Below are 19,346 nucleotides of genomic sequence, written 5' to 3' on the forward strand. Positions count from 1 at the left end.
TTATAACATCAAAATATGCACTTAATTTTTTGAAATATTAGGGTAGAGTATTAAAGAAAAATCATCAGTTCTTTGATTTGGTTCTTTTTTGTACATGGCATAATTAATTACAGTTTTAAGTAGTATGTTTTTTAAATAAGGTTCTTTATCTTCCGTATATTCATTTAAAACTCTTTCAAGTTGAGGAACGACTTGTGTTTTAACTACTTTTCTTTCTTTTTCCATTTCAATATCTATATTTGTTTTGTTTATAGATTTTCTTATATTTTCTAAACGAGACATAAGTATTTTTGAACGTTGTAGAAATGTATCGCTGTCATAAATTCCTTGTTCTAAAAAATCATGCAATCTCTCTCTTTGTTTTTCTAGGTTATTTAATTCTTTATTCAGACTTACTAAAGTATGTTCTAAATTACCCTTGATTTTAAAATTATCTTTTTCTTCTTTCAAAGATAGCCTATAATCCATTAGCCATTTATTTAAGACAAGTAAGATTTTATTTTCTAATATGTACAATTTCGTAGCTTTATTTTTACAATTAGTACAGACCATGTATTTCTCACATCCACTTGATGTAGTATTAGATTTAGCTACTAAAGTATGATTACAATATCCACATTTTACAATACCAGCTAAGGGATTAGTTATTTTATTGTTTGGTGTAGGAGAATTGCTACGTTTTTTTCTTATATTCTGTGCTTTATTCCATATATCTTCACTTATTATTGGTTCGTGTTTTCCTTTTACTTCAATTTGCTCTTCAATCCCCCTAGTTCTACTAGAATTTCTTTTTCTCTCAACTTTATTCCATACTATATATCCACAGTATACTTTATTTTTTATAATATCTCTAACTCCTTTTTCATACCAAGTTCTACCTGTTGTGGTTTTATAACCAAGTTCATTTAAATAACTAGCTATTTTACATGCTCCATCTCCCTTTAAATACATATCAAAGATTAGCTTAATAACAGTTGCTTTATCTTCATTTATTATAAGTATTCTTTCTTTATTGTTTAAATATTTAATATCATACCCATAAGGAGATGCTTGAGCTATAAATTTACCTTCTTCAATACTTTTAATTTTTCCTCTTTGCATACGCCTAGATATTAACTTTAATTCTTTACGAGCCATAAAAGCTTCAAATTCGGAATATTCTTCATCAAACTCATCATTTAAATCATAAATTTTTCTAGGAGTAATAATTTTTGTCTTAGATTTTTTAAATGTGTCTAATATTAATCCCTGGTCTTGCATATTTCCACGTCCTAAGCGGTCAATGTCCATTACCAAAACAGCATCGTAGTTATTATTTTTGACTTCATCTAGTAATTCTATCATCTTAGGTCTATATTCTATACTCTCACCAGAAATAAGTTCCTCTTTAATATCAATAACATTTAAACTCTGTTCTTTTGCTAATTTTAAAAGAGTTGTCTTATGTCTGCTTAATGTTTCAAATTCGCCTCTATGCTCTGCTTCTTCATCGGCTCTACTTTTACGTAAATAAATTGAGACATTCATTAAATCACACTCCTTGAATATATTATATTCAACAGCAATATGATTATATTTAACATATAAAAATAAACCTGTAAAATATAGAATATATTTTACAGGTTTATTTTTATATGTTATTTCTATAATATATTTAAAATCTTATAGTCTAGGTAAATATTTATATTACTAGCTTTATACCTTAGTTATATTTTAAATTTCAAACTATTTTTTTACAACAGGTATCCATACTTCAAACTTAGCATTTTGTGGGTCTGGATTTAAGTAAAGCTCAATATCAGGACCATTATCATATTCATATCCAGAAGTAGGCAGCCATTCTGTTACAATACGCTTTTCTAGTTCTTGGATTGCTTGTGGGCATTGTCCTTCTCCAGAGAATATCGCCCAAGTAAAAGCTGGAATAGTGTATTCATCCAATGTATCATCTGCAGATTTTGTACTTGAAACAGAGATAAAATACTTCCATTCTTCTGAATCGTTACAAATGCTTATACCTAATACACCTTGAGGCTGACTATCCATCATAGGTATTAACTTTTGAAGAGTTCCATCTAAAGCAACCTTTTGCCACATTTGAGGAACAATCTCAAAATTCTTTTCTAATTCAGTGTGAAGTGGTTGAGATACACCAACTATACGAAATGCTTCTTTTTTTTCAATTCTATAATTCATTTCTTCTGCTCCTTTTATACTAATTTTAAAGCTGATTGGAGGAAAGGCTTTCAAAGTTATTATTTCTCCTCTTTTTATAACTGATGGAGCAACACCATGAATACTTTTAAAAGCACGATTGAATGCTGTCGGAGAAGAGTAGCCATATTTTAAAGCCACATCAATTATTTTTTTATCATCATTCTGTAATTCTACAGCTGCTAAAGACATTCGTCTACGACGAATATATTCAGAAAGTGGTACATTTGCCATATAAGCAAACATCCTTTGAAAATGATATGTAGAGCAACAAGCTATTTTTGCAACTTGTTCATATTCAATTTCTTTTGTTATGTTTTCTTCAATATAGTTAATTGCTTTGTTTAATCTTTCAATCCATTCCATAAAATCAGCTCCTTGTAATTTATATAATATATATTTTGAAATAGTTAATCCTCTCTTTCTATGCACTAATTAACTAGCTTAATAAAGCTTAATAAAGAATAAACATGAGAAAGTATGTAATTAACCACAAAAATGAGTAAATAGTATTGTTTTTCATATTAAAGTATATCACAATTTAATATTTAATTTTATGTAAGATAACAGTTTTAATTTATTGTGAAATTTTTATAATCTTTTAGGTTAAATATTTAATCGTATATAACATTTTATCTATAAGCCCATTCTTTTTAAAGTTTATCATTAATCAAACTAATCTTAGTCAGCCAATTATAAATATTGATTGAGAATAGGACAATTTTTAAGATACATAAAATATAAAAAGGAGGGGATTTAAATGCCAAAGATAGAAAAAGACTTGGATGGTACAACTACTATAACATACCTAAATGATGATGTAGATGTTCCAACAGACGAGAACGGTTATAAAATATCCATGACAGTACTACATGGAAAGACAATATGCCATGTAGTATCTCCTGAAACAATATTAGGAAGAACACTCACACTAGAAGAAAAACAAGAAAAAGATACAATAATATATGAAGCAATAGAAAAAATAATGGTAGATAGACAATTACAAATAAAAAATTCAAATAAAGAAGTTGCTAGTCATTAGCACTTCTTTGATAAACTAAGTAGGACAAGTATTTTATATATATTCTATAATACTATTGACTTATAGTCTAATTAGACTATAATATAAACATAGATAGTCTAATTAGACTATCATAAAAAATAAGTACAATAAGAGTTTAAGAAAGGATAATAACAATGATTAAATCATTTTTAATGTTAGGACAGTCCAATATGGCTGGAAGAGGATTCATAAGTGAAGTACCTCCAATTTATAATGAAAGAATACAGATGTTACGTAATGGAAGATGGCAAATGATGACAGAGCCTATTAATTATGACCGCCCAGTATCTGGGATAAGTCTTGCTGCATCATTTGCAGAGGCATGGTGTTGTGAAAATAAAGAGGATAGAATTGGGCTAATTCCTTGTGCTGAGGGGGGCAGTTCATTAGATGAATGGAATATAGATGGTATACTTTTCAAACATGCTATAAATGAAGCTAAATTTGCTATGCAAAGTAGTGAATTGACAGGGATTTTGTGGCATCAAGGAGAAAATGACAGTAATAATGGTAACTATAAATTTTATTATAAAAAATTACTTTCTATTATTGAGGCTCTTAGAAAAGAATTAAATATTCCAGATATACCTATTATTATTGGTGGTTTGGGAGACTTCTTAGGAAAAGTAGGCTTTGGAAAAAGTTGTACTGAGCATGAGTTTATCAATAAAGAGTTGCAAAAATTTGCTTTCGAACAAGAAAACTGTTATTTTGTCACAGCATCAGGTCTGACATCTAATCCTGATGGTATTCATATTGATGCCATATCCCAAAGAAAATTTGGATTGCGTTATTTTAAAGCTTTTTATAAGAGAAAGCACGTTATGGAAGCATTAGTTAACGAAAGAGAATTGATAACATCTAGTAATTCTAAAACATATACAAAAACAGAAAAAATATATATAAATAGTATGGATTTAGCATTAGGAAAGATATCATATGATGAATTTGAATCTCAACTTATAAAACTTAATGATAATTAGATAAAATATCCATTAATATATTCGCAAATTTAGCTTGAAAGAGGTGATTTTTTGATACCATTATTAATTTTAGGATTATTAAAACAAAATCCAAATTCTTATGGATATGAGTTATTAGCATTAATGGAAAAGAAGCATTACAAGTATATAGTAAATTTCACTAAAGGTTCTTTTTATTATAACTTACAGCAACTCGAGGAAAAAAAGTTAATTGAAAAAGTTGAGAATAGTCAACCTAATAAAAATAGGGAAACTCATAACTATATGATTACTGAACTTGGATGCCAAGAATTTGAAAAACTAATGTATAAATATGGTTCTAAGACAGAGTATGTAAATCTATCATTTTACGCAACACTATTGTTTGCAAATGACTATAAAAATGAAAAGTTAATAGAATTATTAAAGATGCAAATCAAGCAAACTCAAGTAAGAATTTCTCTATTAAATGAAGCTATAGAAAATGATAAAACAAATTCACACTATTTTAAAAGGATGTTAGAGAATTCTCGTTCTCATCATTTAGTGAATATTGAATGGTTTGAGAAGTTATTAAATGATATTAAAGATTGATGCTAGTAACAAAAATAAACCTATATATACTTTATATAAATGTAATATAGGTACATAGATTAAAATAAGACAGATAATTTCTATTGGGATATCTGTCTTTTTATTATAAAAACTTATATTAAATTTGATTATCTTTTCATAAGTTGGTAAATGTCGATATATCCTGTATCTACAAGGAGTATCGGCATTTTCTTTTTGGAAGATACTTTGCATAAGTTGGCATTTAACCGTATAAGAATGCCATCAAAAGTAGTAAATAAAATGAACCATGTGCATAATAGCCAAGCGTCATAGTAATGTTTTTATGCCCCATAATATATTGCAATATATTAGGACTCATTCCTTTGTTAGCCATATTTGTACAGAATGTATGCCTAAAGGTATGTGGCGTAATCTTTGGTAGCTTGTCCTCATGGGTCTTGTTATACTTCTTGACTAACGCTCTTAACATGCTTTGATAATGAGTTGCTTGTTTTGGGAATCCATCTTGTTTAAGAAATAGGAAGTTCTGGTAACCATCAACAATGATTGGTTCTGCTTTAGCGTTCTTACGCCGTTCCACGATACGTTCAAATAATTGATAAGCTCTTTCAGTCATTGGAATTTCTCGCTTACCCTGTGTGGTCTTTGGAACTTCTACATAATAGCCAACCTTAGTATAACTCAACAATTGATGGTCTACCATAATGGCTTTATTTTTCATATCCAATTCTAAAGTCAAACCGCATAATTCAGAAATGCGTAGTCCTGTTTCTAAGAGGATAACAACATCATCATAATATTTACAATAAGTCTTATCGCTCTCCATAAAGGATAATAAGCCCATTTCCTGTTCTGGTGTTAGAGCGATTTTTGGTTCTGTTGTATCTTCCAAAACATCACTTAACTGAAAATTAAATGGATTCTTTCTAATACAGTCGTCTTGAATTGCCATGAAAAACGACGCTTTCAGTGAACGCTTATAATTGTCAATGGATTTATAAGCACACCCATCTTCACTCATTCGGATAGCCCAGCTTTTAGCGTCTGATAATTTAACCATATCAATGCTTTTCGCACCTAGTGGGTCATTGTTCAGAATCTTCATAAGATAATGGCGTCCTTTTTTAGTGTTAAGTCGGATATTCTTTCTTAGTCCATTCTTTTTAGCGTATAACTGACAAACTGTCATTTTCTTACCAATAGTGTCAATGCTATCATCAAGGTCATTTTGTATTGCTTTTTCCTTATCCCTTAATAATATATCATCATATTTTCCCTTTGGGGGTTTATCAGTAGGTACAAGTTTCCAAGAGTAAACAAATTGTGGTTTACCAAATGAATCTACATACTTATATGCGTATCTTCCATCTTTTCTCTGGTTCTCTCCAGTTCTTAAAATTCTATCTTTATTATCTCGTCTTTTTTTAGTTGACATGATAAGAAGCTCCTCTCAATAACCGAATTGAGCTTGATACGTCATATGAAAAAGACGAATGATATAGTGTTCAAAATGTTTAAGTATTCCGTTTATTGCATTTACATCGTCATGTACAGCAAGTAAAATAATTGTAAAAGGTAATACTTCTTTAGTAGGTTTCATTTCAATGTTCCTCCATGAGTTCTTTCAACTCTTTTAGTGCATTTGTTTTGTGATAATGTACGGTACTTTCTGCTAAATCCATCAATGTTGCTATGTCAGCATTTGTCATGTTGAGAAAGAATGAAAGTAGAATTATATCTTGTTTTCTTTTTGTAAGTTTTCCGATTGCTTGTGCCATTAATACATCTTCAATTCGTATGTTGTAGTCGTAAGAAACCATACAGATGTAGTTAGAATCATAATCATCTAAAATACTCAATTTACTTAATTCTGCAAGTGACAAAGATTCGAGAGATACCAAATAATCATTTCTGCGTTTATTTTCGTCATAAATATCTCTAGCATAGTTACGTAAAACTGTTTTACAGAAACTGTCGAATTGATATTCAATTGTCTTTTCATCAACCATAAGATTTCACCCCCTTTCCATCACAAGGAGTTAAATAACCTTGCTTACTCCTATCACGGTGGGAGGGCGTTAAATCTTCGATAAATTTCAAAAAAAGAGAAAAAAATACACACTCTTCCTATAGGGCAAAAATGTGTATTCTTTAAAACGTATTTAATTTATATTGGTTGTAAGCCACCACCATATTGATGTATGGAAATATGCATTGGCTAGCTTTTCATAAAAATACAAAGATGCATAAGAAATTAATAGAGGGGAAAAACTTATTCTGTTATTAAAAAGTAGGTTAATTCTAATAAATGCTATTGCGGTCGAATTAAACTATATACATGGCAATCAATCATGTTTCTATTCTTTATTATGGAATTGTGACAGTATTCTTCAATCTTAAAACCACATTTTTCCAATAATTTACTTGACCCTCTATTGTAGGAATATACATTAGCATGAATTTTGTTAAGGTTGTATTTTTCAAAGGCAATTTTGCATATTTCTTTTACTGCATTTGTTGCTATCCCTTTGCCGTTCCTACCAAGCCAGTAACCTAATTCAGCATTTTTATTAATAGAGGTATCTTCTTCAAATGTTAGGCTGATACTTCCAATAGCCCTTTCTTGATAAAAAATAGCATAGCTAAGTTGTTTAACATCTGGAGTTGCCAAACAAAAACTAATAAAATCTCTAGCGTTTTGCTCCGTATAAGGGTGGGGGAAGTTGTCACGAAGATTCTTTGCAATTTCTTTATCATTCGCAAACTCAACTAAATCGGTAATATAAGCATAATTCCACTCTATAAGTTCCATTTTTCTTCTTCTTTTATGAAACAGCTACAAGAAATCTTTCTAAGCCAATACCACTTATCAAACAGCGTTCTTTTTTATTTCCAAGCATTTGATAAGTCCAGTCAACAAATCCACCGTCAACCATTTCAACGGTTTCATTTCCTTGTTTGACCGATAATTTGAAATTGATACCTTTATAATAATTATTATCAACATCATCATTATGAATTGATAACTCTATATTAGGAAAAATAAGTTTGATAGTTTCAACCATTCTGTCGAAAAATCCGTCATTATCTTTGTATCCGTTTCTTTTGCGTAGAATAATAGAGAAACGAACATTTTCTATTTCACTTAATATATCTTTATAATAGTTTAAGTGCTTTTCTAACAACATTTTTTCACAAGTGTAAGACCCTGTATCTATACCAGATGAAACCATACAATATAAGCCAAAATGTGAATATAAACCTTTACCTACAAAATTTTGTGCTCTTATTGCCCTAGCAGTAGTAGCCATGTGGATAGGTATGGTATTATTTTCTTCTTTTCTTTTTAATTTATCAGCAATAATTATTGCCAACATATTTGAGGGGTCTGCAAGTGTTTCTGTCCCTCGTAGAGCACTTACTACGTTATATTGATCTACGGAGCCAAAAACGCTACAGCTACCTAATGGAGCAGAGGGAGAAAGCATAATCGTCTTGATATCCATATTGAATGCTTTTCTCAATAATTTTGATTCCAAAGCATGAATTTCTTCTGGATCTATACCGCTAGGGATAGTAAATCTATTTAGTTGGTATGACTTTAGAATATCAGTTGCAGTTAAAGTATTTGCTTGTCTATCAAACACTTCTAATAGAAGTGAGTTCAAATCTGATTTTGATAGAGCTGATAACTTATCAACTATATTCTTATCCCCAATTTTATTTGTAATTCTACTTAAAATATCACTCATAGTTATCCTCCTTACTGTTACTTTCAAAATAATTATAGAATGGTTACAACAGCTAATCTAGGTCGTTTGACCAAAGATGAAAAAACACTGAATATTTACTATTCAATGTTTTTTTACTTTGGGTTTATTTGATTAAATCTTGAAAATACTGTAATGCAACCCTTTCAGCTTCAACCTTTCGGACAATAGGACTTTGTGATAATTCCTCTCTTAACTCAAGATACAGGTTGATAGTAGCCTGCAATGCATTAACACAGCTTTCATATTCATGGGTAGCAACCGTCTTTTCTAATGCTTCAATATATTGGGGTGCGTCCAATTCAATTTTTCTAACTCCACGAGGTAATTTACCTAAGAGAAGCTGTATTAATGGGGCAAGTACTGATTGTCTTAAAAAAGATAAAAAATCAATTGTTTCAAATAGTTCTCTGCGTCCAATCTTAGTGCAAGCGTAATGAACCCAAATCCAAAATCTATCTTCAATCCACTGTAAGTCTGGAGTTGGTAAGTATGCTTCTTTTTTAGAATAAATTTCTGTTATGCAGTTGTTTTCTTCATAGAGAATAGCTGAATCTTCAACCCTATCTAGTAAACCATCTAAGGTTGTAAACTTAAAATCAACATGAAGAACAGGGGAATCATATAGGGAAATTATCAATCTAGGTTCTCCAACGTGTTCGCCAGTAAAAGCAGAAACTAATGTTCCAAACTGTTCCACAATAAGTAATCTCTCTTCGATAACTTCTTCATAGGATTTATCATCTGCTACAATCAGAAAATCCAAATCAGAATATTCATCTAACGATTTTGTGATATAAGAACCACTAATTGCAAGTCCTATTATCCTACTATCTCTTTTTGAAAATTCTAATACGTTTTGTATCATTTCCTGTTGTGCTTTAGTCATAATATAACACCTCTCACTTTCTTTTATTAGCTATCAATCCAACATAATTATACATAGGAGTATTATATAATGAAGAAATAAAAAAAAATAGGTCACTTGACCCGAAATAAAAAAGTATTGAATAATTATTATCCAATACTTTTTTGAAATTATACTTATGTTGTAGGAAGATTCTTTAATACCTCTCGCTGATTAATTACACTAAATCTTTTGTTTTCATAAGCAATTAGATGTTCTTGTACACATTCATTTATAGCACGATTAATGCTTCTAATTGGAGCGTTTACTTCGCTAGCAAGCTGTTTTTTGGTAAGCAGATTTAATTCACTTCTATAATAGTGTAAGGATATACACCTCAGAAGTCGTTCTTTAACACTTAAAGATGATAATTCTTCAATTAATTCAGCATTTACAACTAATTTACTAGATATTTCTCGAATCAGAAATTTTGTAGCTTCAAAATCTCCCTTTAACCAGTTTAAAAAATCATCTCTATGAAGTTTATATACATTACAATCTGTGAAAGCGACAATTTCAACGGGTTTTTTACCATCATTAAATTGTTCCATTTCTCCAAAAAAACTACCACTTCTATAAAGATGAATAGTTGAGATGTTTCCTTTCACATTTAAGATGAATGCTTCTGCAATACCGTCAATCATAAGAATTACATATTCATTTTCTTGCTCAGCAAAAAGAATAGTCTCTTTCTTTTTATACGTTTTTTTAACAAGCTTCTTTTTAATATCTTCATTCATAAAATCAATTAAATGCATATTCATCCCTCCTTACCAAATCTTTGATTAAATTATATCATCTTTCAATTAGTTAGGTAAGATAGTAAAAATATATTTACATAGAAACTATTCCATTATTATTTTCCAGTTGTCATTTTTCTGCAAAGTAAGCTCAAACTGGGAAAGCTGTGTAACTTTGGTTTCCTTATCAAGGTATTTCACTGTTACAATAGCGGTCACTTGATTGTTAACTTGTGTATAAACAGGATTCACAAGTTCCACAAATACATAATCTTTATTAATTACATTAAGTGCTTGATTACTTACATAGTAAGATAGCTCTTTTTCTGCTGCAGTAGGATAGAGCTTGAAGAATGTGTCTAGGAAACTATTAATTTCCTCTGTTGTATTTGCGTCCACCGTTTAGTCACTATCAGAAAGTACAGGCTCATAGCTTGACTTTTGTGGCTTGCTGTCAATGGTAGGGTTCTTAATAATTACCATATTGCCTACTTCATCTACATAGACAGTAACAGTATAGGTGGAAGCGATATTCTTTTTGTTCTCGCCCTCTGAAATCTGTTGTCCTACTGAAAAGAGTACATCATAGGCATTTTCATTGTTCTGTGTCGCACTCCATACTTGAAAGCTGTTGACAATAGAACTAGTAGGAATATCCGAGCGAACCATTTCACTATTCAACTGTTGTAGGTTTTCAGTCAGATTAGTATTTCCTTTCATAGTAATTTTGTATGAAAGAAGACGCTCAATTAAGAACGCCTGCAAATAGAAAAGGAACATCTTTTTTCGTGTTCCATGTTCTATAAAATATTTAGTTTTTTTTGATACAATACTGATGTGTTAATACCATATCTTTGCATTTCTAGGACTTATCAACGTATCAAGGCTCATTCGGTAGTAGTAAATTAGTAGTAAAATGGCTTTGTTAGTCCTGTATATATGCGGATAGGTACTGTGTTCTAGGGGATAATCAGATTTTTAGTATGTTTTTATTATATAAAATGATAAAAGTCATTTGTACTATGCAGACTGGATTTATAAAGATAAAACTATTCGTTATTGAGTTATAAGTACTTAAAATGAAAAGTATAATATTTGACATAATGGAATCGTTTGTGTATTGATTAATAGTATGGGTAATTGTTAGATAGTTGCATTTATAAATAATTATAAAAAATAATAAATTATTTTTTATACTGACTTTTTTATAATTTGAATCGTTATATATAATGACGGAGGTGATAATAGTGAATGATGCTCGGATTATATCACGAATAAAAGCAGGAGAAAAAGAATTGTTTGATACTCTAATAAAAAAATACTATGACAGCATCTATTGTTATTGTTATCGCCATGTAGACAATCAAATGACTGCACAAGATTTAACCCAAGATGTATTTATAACAGTTATAAAAAACATAAGTGATTATAAACATTATGGTAAGTTTGAAAACTATTTATATGTTATTGCAAAAAACAAGTGTAAGGACTTATGGAAGAAAAAGCAACCAATATATTTAGAGTCATTAGATAAAGAGATGTCAAAGCAAGAATTAGTAGATGTTGAAAACAAAATATTTGTAAAAGAAGCTTTGGTTAAATTGCCAGAAGTAGAATTTGAAGTGATAATTTTAAGGTATTATCATGATTTAAAATTTAAGGATATTGCTAAGATTATGGATTCAAGTGTTTCTGTTACTAAGTACAGGATGAATAGAGCATTAAAAAAACTAAAATTATATCTGGAAGGGGGTAAACTATGAATAATAAAGAAGTTAAAGAAAGTCTATCTAAATATAAGGTTCCAAAATATGATGTTTCGGCATTTGAAAAGACTGTTAAAACTATACATGAGTTAACATTTAATAATGCTAATAAAAGGATGAATAGTATGGAATTTTTCATCTCTCAAATTGGTTTTATACGAAAAAGAACTTGGGTTATTCAATTTTTAGTACTGTGTATAATATGCGTATTTTTATTCAGTACATCAAGAGATAGTAATTCACTTTACAATACTTTGTCCTTGATTTCTGCGACATTTCCACTTCTTATATTAACTAATATAGAAGAGTTAGCAAAAGTATATAATAGTAGTGTTTTAGAGATAGAATTTTCAACAAAAAATACGTTACATAAAATTATTACTACTAGAATGCTTGTATTTGGGATAAGTGATTTATTGTTTATGCTTATTATCTTGATATCTGCAAAACAAACCATTAATCTAGATATCCTGTACATAATAATTTATATACTAGTGCCTTTTAATCTAATGTGTATAGGATGTATGGAAATTATAAATAGAAACAAATGTAAAAATACAAATTATTATTGTATGATATATGGCGTATTTCTTGTATTATTAATATTTACACTAGGTACTTTTAGAAAAAGTATATATCAATTTGAAGCAATAAACCAATGGTTAATTGTTTTTATAATCACATCAGTAATCTTAATGTATGAAACAAGAAAAACATGGAGACATATTCGTTCATTTGAAAATATTATTGTGTAAGTAAAAAATAAGAATATACAGTATTGGGAGGAATAAGTATGGAGCTAAGTGTAGAAGGCTTAACAAAACAGTATAATAACAAAATTATAGTAGATAAAATAGAATTTAGATTAAATGAAGGTATATATGGATTTTTAGGAGAAAATGGAGCAGGAAAGACAACTCTTATGAGAATGATTTGTGGGATATTAAGCCCATCATCTGGAGAAGTAAAGATAGATGGGAAAAATAACTTGGATATGGGAGAAGATTTTAGAGATATGGTTGGATACCTTCCACAAGACTTTGGATATTATCCAGATTTTACTGCAAAAGAATTTATGCTATATATAGCTTCATTAAAAGGGTTGATACCTAGTCATGCAAAGAAAAAAACACAAGAATTATTAGAAATGGTCGGTTTATCAGGTGTAATCAATAAAAAAATAAAAACTTTCTCTGGAGGCATGAAACAAAGGCTAGGATTTGCTCAGACACTACTTAATGACCCTAAAATTTTAATATTAGATGAACCAACAGCAGGGCTAGACCCTAAAGAACGAGTTAGATTTCGTAATTTAATTTCAGAATTCTCTAAAAAGAAAATAGTTGTTTTATCTACTCATATTGTATCTGATGTAGAACATATTGCAGATAAGATTTTGATAATGAAAAAAGGAAAATTTATTTTAACTGGTTCAGTTGAAGAGGTAACTTCAAAAATAAAAGATAAAATATGGAAATGTGTCGTTAATGAAAATGAAGTAGACTATATGTCGGATAAATATTGTTTAGCAAATATTCATCATTCTGGAGGAGTCGTAAATCTTAGAATTATAAGTGATATGAAACCACATGATAATGCATGTAATTTAAAACCAACATTAGAAGATTTGTATTTATATTGTATTAATGAGGTACTATAAATATATATAAGGAGATAAGTATGTCTACACTAATTAAATTTGAACTAAAAAAAATAATAAAAAGAAAGTCTACAGTAGCAGTTATTTTAGGAAGTTTAGCCTTAAGCATAATTCTTTTTTCTTTAATGCCACTTCAAGAAAGAGCTAATGATGAGAGTGGAAAAGAGTATAGAGGTCTACAGGCTATTGAACTAAAAAAGCAACAATCTAAATTAAATGATGGATACATAACAGATAAAAAAGTAGAAAGCTCAGTTAAAGAATATCAAAAAATGTTTAATAATCCAGACAATATTATAAAAGATGAAAATGGTTTTTCAGATTTTAAACCAGATATTTATTGGAAATTTTTTTATCCTAATAAGAGTTTTTACAGTTTTATAATAGAGTCATATAGTAAGCCTAATGATTTTGATTCCTCTATAATTAAAACAATGTCACTAAAAAATGGTGTTGATTTTTATAAGTCTAGAAATGAAAAAATAAATACAATCTTAAATATGGAATATGCAGATGGAAATTATACACAAAAAGAAAAGGACTTTTGGTTATCTAAGAATAAGGAAATAAGCGAACCCTATTTAAATGGATATTATCAAGGTTGGGATTATTTCATATTATCGAGAGATTTACTGATTTTTACTATATTAGCTATTTGTATAAGTATAGCTTCTGTATTTTCAGGAGAATATCAATCGGGTACTGATTCAGTGATATTATCTTCTAAATATGGAAAAAGTAAAGTTATAACAGCCAAAATAATAAGTTCCTTTTTATTTGGGACAATTATTTTTATAATAAACACAATTGTATGTGTTGGGATACTCACTTTGTCTTTTGGAATGGATGGATGGAATTTACCATTACAACTTACAACTAGTTCAGTTCCATATCCATATACACTTTTACAGGCAACCTTACTAAGTATATTAGTTATTTATATTATATTAATAGCATTAATTAGTTTTACACTTTTATTATCCTCTTGCATGAAATCACCTTTTCCAGTTTTAATTACGAATATAATAATACTTTTCGTACCGATATTTTTACAATATAGCGAAACCAACAAACTTTATAATCTGATTTTACGAATTTTGCCATCAAATGCTATTTCATTTTCGTTTGCTAATTATATAGATTACAAGATTGGCAATCTAATAATAGATTTACCAACTATGATTATTTTTACATGTTTAGTATTTGCAATTCTTTTCTTACCTTTTATTAAAAATAATTTTAAAAAACACCAAGTTAATTAAACTATATAATATAAAAAACTCGAGGATACAGAAATAAATTATGGTTAATTTCTGTATCCTCAAGCTTTGAAGTTTTGTATTTAAGTTAAGCAATTATAAAATATGTAGTTTAGGGATTATAAGTTTATGTTATAAACATACTGATTTTTGTACATCAGTTCTTACATTAACATTACCTGCTTTTAGATTTTCTCCAATAGTAAGTCCTTTATCTTTTAGAACATATTCAAAAGTCATAAGTGGAACTCCACCTTTTCTACCACCTAATATTTCTTTTCCTTTTAAATCCTCATAAGAGAAATTAGACATTTTTTTTCTAGCCACTAGAAAACTTCCATCTCTTTTAGTCAATTGAGCAAAGTTTACTGCATAATCATTTTTGTTTTGATTATATACATATATAGATGCTTCAGGACCCATTAGACCTACATTTGCTTCGCCTGAAATCAAAGCAGCCATAGTTTTATCTGCACCTTGAGTATTTATAAGGTCTATTTTTATACCTTCATCTTCAAAAAAACCTTTTGTAATAGCAGCGTATTGAGGAGCATAAAAAACAGAATGAGTAACTTCTGCTATAGTTACTTTATCTAGATTTTTAGATGAAGAAGAGTCATCCTTTTTATCATTAGAATTAAAATCACATCCAGTTAGACATAGCGTGCCTACAATAATAGAACTTGCAATTGCGACTATTTTTTTTAACATAATAAATACCTCCCATAAGACATCCGAATAATATATAGTATTAAATATTTATTGTAGTTGTTACAAAAACGTATCTATATTTATTCTATTTCTACAAAAACCTAAAAATAAATTTAAGTTTTATGTTTAGATTTTAAGTAATATATAATCGTGGGTAAATTATATTGATTATTTATAATTTAAAGGGTAAAATTAAAATACTATCATTTTCATGTATTATATATAAATACTAATTTATTATATATACAAAATAGATTAATTTATATGAAAAGAATTTATATATATAAAGTTATATTATGATTGTTTTTATATGAAATTACCTAACTTTATAGTGCAAATTTAATTGAGAATTACTGGGTAAACATAATAAAAATGGAGGAAATTATATGAAACAAAATAAATATGATAATGACGAATTCTTTGACAAATATAGTAAAATGGAACGTTCTATAAATGGACTAGCAGGTGCTGGAGAATGGCATGTTTTAAAAAAAATGTTACCTAACTTTAAAGGAAAACGAGTTTTAGATTTAGGTTGTGGATTTGGATGGCACTGTCAATATGCAGTTGAAAATGGAGCAGAATCTGCTGTTGGAATTGATATTTCAGATAAAATGCTAAAAGAAGCTAGAAGTAAAACAAAATTTGATAATATAAAATACATATGTATGCCTATTGAAGATATTAATTTTCCAAAAGATAGTTTTGATATGGTTATTAGCTCTTTGGCATTGCATTACATTCAATCATTTGAAGATATATGTAAGAAAATAAGTGATTGCCTTTCAAGTGGAGGTGACTTTGTATTTTCTGTTGAACACCCTATATTCACTGCATATGGAACTCAAGAATGGTATTGTGACAAGGATGGTAATCATCTTCATTGGCCAGTAGATAGATACTTTACAGAAGGAGTACGTAAAGCTAATTTTTTAGGAGAAGAAGTTATAAAATATCATAAAACACTAACAACTTATCTAAATACTTTGAATAAAACTGGATTTGAAATATTAGAAATAATCGAACCTCAACCAGAAGAAAAACTATTAGATACAATTCCTGAAATGAAAGATGAGCTACGCAGACCTATGATGTTGCTTGTAGCTGCAAGAAAAAGATAGTAAAAACAGTAAATTTAACTATAAATAAAATTTCAACTGATAAACTGAAAGGGCAATCGTATTTTTAAAGAAGGCAAAAGTAGTGAGCTCTTTTGCCCTTTCTATCAAGTAATAATTATACTTCTACATAATATATTTCATTTCCATTTTGTTCGATAAGTTTTTTCATATCTTCAAATTTTAAAAACACAGTAGCAGTATTATCATTTGGATGTATACCTATTTTATCCATTTTTAATAAATCTTTATCAAATACAACTTTTACAATAGCCTCTGTATCGTTTAATATACCAAAAGGAGTTACAGCTCCCTTAGTAAGTTTTAAGTATTTTTGAAGTCTTTCTTCTGATGCAAAACTAAGAGGTTTACTATCAATTTGTTGACGAATATCTTTTAAGTCTGCTTTTTTGTCTTTACCTAATACAACTAAAAAATGTTCTTTCCCTTTAGCATCGCGAAGAAATAAATTTTTTACAACAAATTCCATATGTAATGTCTTTAATTGTTCCATTTCTTCAATTGTATAGACTGGTGGATGACTCACAGCTTCATAAGGTATATTTAATTCATCCAATTTTCTATATACTTCTTGTTGTTGAGTGTTCATAATATCCTCCTATTGGAAATTTATTTTATATATAAATAATATTATCATAGAAAACTTTAAAAGAAAACGTTTTGTAACATGTAAATACTAGATTATTTTCTTTTAGTCAAATAATCCTATATGAACAATATAAATCTACAAAGCTAAATAAATTTAAAAAATACTTGTAAAAAGGACATTATTTACTATTTATAAATTATATAAAAAGAGATTATATAAAGTCACATATGAAAAAACTATATTATACTATCTTTTCTTTTTGGAATAAACTATACTTTAAATAGATATATTTAATTTTAATAAATTTTACTGTATTAACAGTAATTTATCTTAGAAAGGAACGTGCTTTATATGTCTACAGACAAAGTTGTTGGAATCATAGATGAAGAAATATCAGAACTTGCTGGAATTGAATATACTGGTAAAATTTATGCTTCTTCTGGTGTTATAAAACATATAAAGAAAAAACATAGGTGTCAATTAAGCAAGGATATTGTTAATGATATAATAGATACTATAAAAATGGTACTCAAGTCTCCTGAATATATAGGTAGTCATCCCAAAAAACCTGGGAAAAGTGTAGAGTTTATAAAAAAAATTGATGATTATATTTTAGTAGCTACAGAACTAGATACAAAAAAAGGCTACTTATATGTATCTTCGCTATATGCCATAAAAGAAGCAAAACTAGAAAGTAGAATTAGTAGTGGAAGAGTAAAACAATACGACAGTTAACATAATATTATTATTTTTCCAAAACTATTGAAGAATATTATTAAATAAGTTATAATAATAATATATACGTAGATATTTATTAGTTAGATTTGAGGTTGGAAAAGGCACCCAATACGCTACTATGGAGTAGTTAATAGAGATGCAGGATACGCCGCCCTGCCAAATCTAATTAAATTTAAAAGAGAGGATTAATTCCTCTCTTATTGTTTTTTGAGCTACTAAATAACTTTATATAGAAGAATTAGAGTATAAATATATTTACTTATGTTAAAGATTTTTTTGTATTTTAGCCATCAATGCAATGTAATTTATGGAATAATATGAATAATCTTATCATCATGTGAAAATATATAAAAGAATTTTTATTGCTTTCTAAAAATTTAGTTAGAAACTATATCATTATGGAAAAAAATGTATTATAATATTTAGAAATATTATAATAAGGGGCGATTGGATATGAGTTTATCAAAGAAAATAGAAGATAAAAGAAAAGCTAAACAAAGAGCTGAAAAAATTAAACAAGCCAAAGTTGCTACAGCCGGTGTAGTGCTAGGAGCTGTTACTGGTGCAGTGAGTGGAGTGTTGTTGGCTCCTAAGTCAGGCAAAGAGACAAGAGAAGATATAAAAGATGCTTCACAACAAATTGTTGAAAAAATAAACATAAAAACAGTAGATATAAAAGATAAAATGTCTGATAAACTAGAGGATAGAAAAGGAAATTTTATAGAATCAAAGAAAAAAATAAGAAAGTATATAGATAACAAAAAGAATATTGAACATTCTAATGAGGAAGATAAAGTAATAGATATTGTTGAACCAGTTAGTGTTACTGAGGAATAGGAATGAACAATACAATAACAATTAATATAAGTATAATATATATATTATTAGCTGTACTTGGATGTGTTGCTCTAGTTTATTTAATTATTGTACTTGTTAAATTACATAAGATTTTAAATACTGTTGGAAATATGTTAAATGAAAATACTCAAAATATAAATACAACTTTAAATAATCTTCCTAGTGTTGTAGAGAATTTTGGAGAAGTAGGCGAAAATATGAAAGATGTAACAGAAGCGGTTACTGAAGTTACAGCAGACTTTCTTGTTACTAAAGATAGTGTCAAATCAAATATGGATGTTATAGTTGATATATTGACCATAATTAAAAATATTTTTCTAGATAAAAAATAATATTGGTTTTAATAAGAAAGTTAGTATTAAAACAGAAAATAATTTGTCAATAAAATGAATAT

At 28.4% G+C, this 19,346-nt stretch carries 22 protein-coding genes and 1 pseudogene; 11 read left to right on the forward strand and 12 right to left on the reverse strand.

Features of this window, described 5'->3' with window-relative positions; translation table 11 throughout:
• Nucleotides 1-21: 21 nt before the first annotated feature.
• Nucleotides 22-1,527, reverse strand: a complete 1,506-nt coding sequence (locus tag ACTG45_RS09690; protein WP_479920238.1) for a recombinase family protein — start codon at nt 1,525-1,527, stop codon at nt 22-24.
• 198 nt (nt 1,528-1,725) lie between these two features.
• Nucleotides 1,726-2,580 (reverse strand): AraC family transcriptional regulator, encoded by an 855-nt coding sequence (locus tag ACTG45_RS09695; protein ID WP_479920239.1) that lies wholly within the window; start codon nt 2,578-2,580, stop codon nt 1,726-1,728.
• 394 nt (nt 2,581-2,974) lie between these two features.
• Here ACTG45_RS09695 and ACTG45_RS09700 point away from each other — a divergent pair, with 394 nt between their 5' ends.
• The 3 genes from ACTG45_RS09700 to ACTG45_RS09710 all read left to right on the forward strand — a co-directional run bounded on the left by ACTG45_RS09700 (nt 2,975) and on the right by ACTG45_RS09710 (nt 4,833).
• On the forward strand, nt 2,975-3,256 hold the full coding sequence (locus ACTG45_RS09700; protein WP_021384660.1) for a hypothetical protein: 282 nt from the start codon (nt 2,975-2,977) through the stop codon (nt 3,254-3,256).
• A gap of 155 nt (nt 3,257-3,411) precedes the next feature.
• The gene (locus tag ACTG45_RS09705) at nt 3,412-4,260 is read left to right on the forward strand and encodes a sialate O-acetylesterase (RefSeq protein ID WP_479920240.1); all 849 of its coding nucleotides are present in this window, start codon (nt 3,412-3,414) and stop codon (nt 4,258-4,260) included.
• Nucleotides 4,261-4,311: 51 nt separating this feature from the next.
• Nucleotides 4,312-4,833, forward strand: coding sequence for a PadR family transcriptional regulator (locus ACTG45_RS09710; protein WP_479920241.1), 522 nt, complete (start codon nt 4,312-4,314; stop codon nt 4,831-4,833).
• Nucleotides 4,834-5,056: 223 nt separating this feature from the next.
• Here ACTG45_RS09710 and ACTG45_RS09715 read toward each other — a convergent pair whose 3' ends face one another.
• The 8 genes and pseudogenes from ACTG45_RS09715 to ACTG45_RS09750 form a co-directional block, all read right to left on the reverse strand.
• The gene (locus ACTG45_RS09715) at nt 5,057-6,250 is read right to left on the reverse strand and encodes a tyrosine-type recombinase/integrase (RefSeq protein WP_479920242.1); all 1,194 of its coding nucleotides are present in this window, start codon (nt 6,248-6,250) and stop codon (nt 5,057-5,059) included.
• Nucleotides 6,251-6,265: 15 nt separating this feature from the next.
• Nucleotides 6,266-6,415: a helix-turn-helix domain-containing protein gene (locus tag ACTG45_RS09720; protein ID WP_079746985.1), complete on the reverse strand. Its 150-nt coding sequence runs from the start codon at nt 6,413-6,415 to the stop codon at nt 6,266-6,268.
• A gap of 1 nt (nt 6,416) precedes the next feature.
• A complete protein-coding gene (locus ACTG45_RS09725) occupies nt 6,417-6,824 on the reverse strand; it encodes an RNA polymerase sigma factor (protein WP_021384653.1) in 408 nt (135 codons plus the stop codon).
• 302 nt (nt 6,825-7,126) lie between these two features.
• Nucleotides 7,127-7,627, reverse strand: a complete 501-nt coding sequence (locus ACTG45_RS09730) for a GNAT family N-acetyltransferase (protein WP_479918722.1) — start codon at nt 7,625-7,627, stop codon at nt 7,127-7,129.
• 13 nt (nt 7,628-7,640) lie between these two features.
• Nucleotides 7,641-8,567 carry a hypothetical protein gene (locus ACTG45_RS09735; protein WP_021384670.1) on the reverse strand — a complete coding sequence of 309 codons (927 nt, stop codon included), beginning with the start codon at nt 8,565-8,567 and terminating at the stop codon, nt 7,641-7,643.
• 124 nt (nt 8,568-8,691) lie between these two features.
• Nucleotides 8,692-9,474: an aminoglycoside 6-adenylyltransferase gene (locus tag ACTG45_RS09740; protein WP_479920243.1), complete on the reverse strand. Its 783-nt coding sequence runs from the start codon at nt 9,472-9,474 to the stop codon at nt 8,692-8,694.
• A 155-nt stretch (nt 9,475-9,629) separates the two neighbouring features.
• On the reverse strand, nt 9,630-10,250 hold the full coding sequence (locus tag ACTG45_RS09745; protein ID WP_021384639.1) for a Crp/Fnr family transcriptional regulator: 621 nt from the start codon (nt 10,248-10,250) through the stop codon (nt 9,630-9,632).
• A gap of 87 nt (nt 10,251-10,337) precedes the next feature.
• Nucleotides 10,338-11,012, reverse strand: a pseudogene (locus ACTG45_RS09750) (conjugal transfer protein).
• 467 nt (nt 11,013-11,479) lie between these two features.
• On the opposite strand from ACTG45_RS09750, the gene ACTG45_RS09755 reads away from it, so the two are divergent.
• The 4 genes from ACTG45_RS09755 to ACTG45_RS09770 are packed head-to-tail and all read left to right on the forward strand — an operon-like array spanning nt 11,480 to nt 14,920.
• A complete protein-coding gene (locus ACTG45_RS09755; RefSeq protein WP_021384659.1) occupies nt 11,480-11,995 on the forward strand; it encodes an RNA polymerase sigma factor in 516 nt (171 codons plus the stop codon).
• Entirely contained in the window at nt 11,992-12,753 is a 762-nt protein-coding gene (locus tag ACTG45_RS09760; RefSeq protein WP_479920244.1) for a hypothetical protein, read from the forward strand. The genes ACTG45_RS09755 and ACTG45_RS09760 overlap by 4 nt, the downstream gene beginning before the upstream one ends.
• 38 nt (nt 12,754-12,791) lie before the next feature.
• Nucleotides 12,792-13,658 (forward strand): ABC transporter ATP-binding protein, encoded by an 867-nt coding sequence (locus ACTG45_RS09765; protein ID WP_479920245.1) that lies wholly within the window; start codon nt 12,792-12,794, stop codon nt 13,656-13,658.
• Nucleotides 13,659-13,678: 20 nt separating this feature from the next.
• Nucleotides 13,679-14,920 (forward strand): ABC transporter permease, encoded by a 1,242-nt coding sequence (locus ACTG45_RS09770; protein WP_479920246.1) that lies wholly within the window; start codon nt 13,679-13,681, stop codon nt 14,918-14,920.
• A gap of 129 nt (nt 14,921-15,049) precedes the next feature.
• On the opposite strand, the gene ACTG45_RS09775 is transcribed toward ACTG45_RS09770, so the two are convergent.
• Nucleotides 15,050-15,628, reverse strand: a complete 579-nt coding sequence (locus ACTG45_RS09775; RefSeq protein ID WP_479920247.1) for an ABC transporter substrate-binding protein — start codon at nt 15,626-15,628, stop codon at nt 15,050-15,052.
• A 386-nt stretch (nt 15,629-16,014) separates the two neighbouring features.
• Between ACTG45_RS09775 and ACTG45_RS09780 the strand changes: the two genes are divergently transcribed.
• Nucleotides 16,015-16,749 carry a class I SAM-dependent methyltransferase gene (locus ACTG45_RS09780; protein ID WP_479920248.1) on the forward strand — a complete coding sequence of 245 codons (735 nt, stop codon included), beginning with the start codon at nt 16,015-16,017 and terminating at the stop codon, nt 16,747-16,749.
• Between the two features lie 115 nt (nt 16,750-16,864).
• Here the strand turns inward: ACTG45_RS09780 and ACTG45_RS09785 are convergent, their stop codons facing one another.
• On the reverse strand, nt 16,865-17,356 hold the full coding sequence (locus tag ACTG45_RS09785) for a prolyl-tRNA synthetase associated domain-containing protein (protein ID WP_021384645.1): 492 nt from the start codon (nt 17,354-17,356) through the stop codon (nt 16,865-16,867).
• Between the two features lie 351 nt (nt 17,357-17,707).
• On the opposite strand from ACTG45_RS09785, the gene ACTG45_RS09790 reads away from it, so the two are divergent.
• The 3 genes from ACTG45_RS09790 to ACTG45_RS09800 all read left to right on the forward strand — a co-directional run bounded on the left by ACTG45_RS09790 (nt 17,708) and on the right by ACTG45_RS09800 (nt 19,284).
• Complete coding sequence (locus tag ACTG45_RS09790) at nt 17,708-18,091, forward strand: PBECR3 domain-containing polyvalent protein (RefSeq protein WP_021384664.1); 384 nt, start codon at nt 17,708-17,710, stop codon at nt 18,089-18,091.
• Nucleotides 18,092-18,547: 456 nt separating this feature from the next.
• Nucleotides 18,548-18,931, forward strand: coding sequence for a YtxH domain-containing protein (locus tag ACTG45_RS09795; RefSeq protein WP_479920249.1), 384 nt, complete (start codon nt 18,548-18,550; stop codon nt 18,929-18,931).
• A 2-nt stretch (nt 18,932-18,933) separates the two neighbouring features.
• Nucleotides 18,934-19,284 (forward strand): hypothetical protein, encoded by a 351-nt coding sequence (locus ACTG45_RS09800; RefSeq protein WP_479918729.1) that lies wholly within the window; start codon nt 18,934-18,936, stop codon nt 19,282-19,284.
• The last annotated feature ends 62 nt before the right edge of the window (nt 19,285-19,346 follow it).

The organism is Clostridioides sp. LIBA-7602 (assembly GCF_056688945.1).

Coding starts and splice junctions, on each gene's coding strand:
- ACTG45_RS09690 (WP_479920238.1), bottom strand. CDS start 1,527: ATGAATGTCTCAATTTATTTACGTAAAAGTAGAGCCGATGAAGAAGCA.
- ACTG45_RS09695 (WP_479920239.1), bottom strand. CDS start 2,580: ATGGAATGGATTGAAAGATTAAACAAAGCAATTAACTATATTGAAGAA.
- ACTG45_RS09700 (WP_021384660.1), top strand. CDS start 2,975: ATGCCAAAGATAGAAAAAGACTTGGATGGTACAACTACTATAACATAC.
- ACTG45_RS09705 (WP_479920240.1), top strand. CDS start 3,412: ATGATTAAATCATTTTTAATGTTAGGACAGTCCAATATGGCTGGAAGA.
- ACTG45_RS09715 (WP_479920242.1), bottom strand. CDS start 6,250: ATGTCAACTAAAAAAAGACGAGATAATAAAGATAGAATTTTAAGAACT.
- ACTG45_RS09720 (WP_079746985.1), bottom strand. CDS start 6,415: ATGAAACCTACTAAAGAAGTATTACCTTTTACAATTATTTTACTTGCT.
- ACTG45_RS09725 (WP_021384653.1), bottom strand. CDS start 6,824: ATGGTTGATGAAAAGACAATTGAATATCAATTCGACAGTTTCTGTAAA.
- ACTG45_RS09730 (WP_479918722.1), bottom strand. CDS start 7,627: ATGGAACTTATAGAGTGGAATTATGCTTATATTACCGATTTAGTTGAG.
- ACTG45_RS09735 (WP_021384670.1), bottom strand. CDS start 8,567: ATGAGTGATATTTTAAGTAGAATTACAAATAAAATTGGGGATAAGAAT.
- ACTG45_RS09740 (WP_479920243.1), bottom strand. CDS start 9,474: ATGACTAAAGCACAACAGGAAATGATACAAAACGTATTAGAATTTTCA.
- ACTG45_RS09745 (WP_021384639.1), bottom strand. CDS start 10,250: ATGCATTTAATTGATTTTATGAATGAAGATATTAAAAAGAAGCTTGTT.
- ACTG45_RS09760 (WP_479920244.1), top strand. CDS start 11,992: ATGAATAATAAAGAAGTTAAAGAAAGTCTATCTAAATATAAGGTTCCA.
- ACTG45_RS09765 (WP_479920245.1), top strand. CDS start 12,792: ATGGAGCTAAGTGTAGAAGGCTTAACAAAACAGTATAATAACAAAATT.
- ACTG45_RS09770 (WP_479920246.1), top strand. CDS start 13,679: ATGTCTACACTAATTAAATTTGAACTAAAAAAAATAATAAAAAGAAAG.
- ACTG45_RS09775 (WP_479920247.1), bottom strand. CDS start 15,628: ATGTTAAAAAAAATAGTCGCAATTGCAAGTTCTATTATTGTAGGCACG.
- ACTG45_RS09780 (WP_479920248.1), top strand. CDS start 16,015: ATGAAACAAAATAAATATGATAATGACGAATTCTTTGACAAATATAGT.
- ACTG45_RS09785 (WP_021384645.1), bottom strand. CDS start 17,356: ATGAACACTCAACAACAAGAAGTATATAGAAAATTGGATGAATTAAAT.
- ACTG45_RS09790 (WP_021384664.1), top strand. CDS start 17,708: ATGTCTACAGACAAAGTTGTTGGAATCATAGATGAAGAAATATCAGAA.
- ACTG45_RS09795 (WP_479920249.1), top strand. CDS start 18,548: ATGAGTTTATCAAAGAAAATAGAAGATAAAAGAAAAGCTAAACAAAGA.
- ACTG45_RS09800 (WP_479918729.1), top strand. CDS start 18,934: ATGAACAATACAATAACAATTAATATAAGTATAATATATATATTATTA.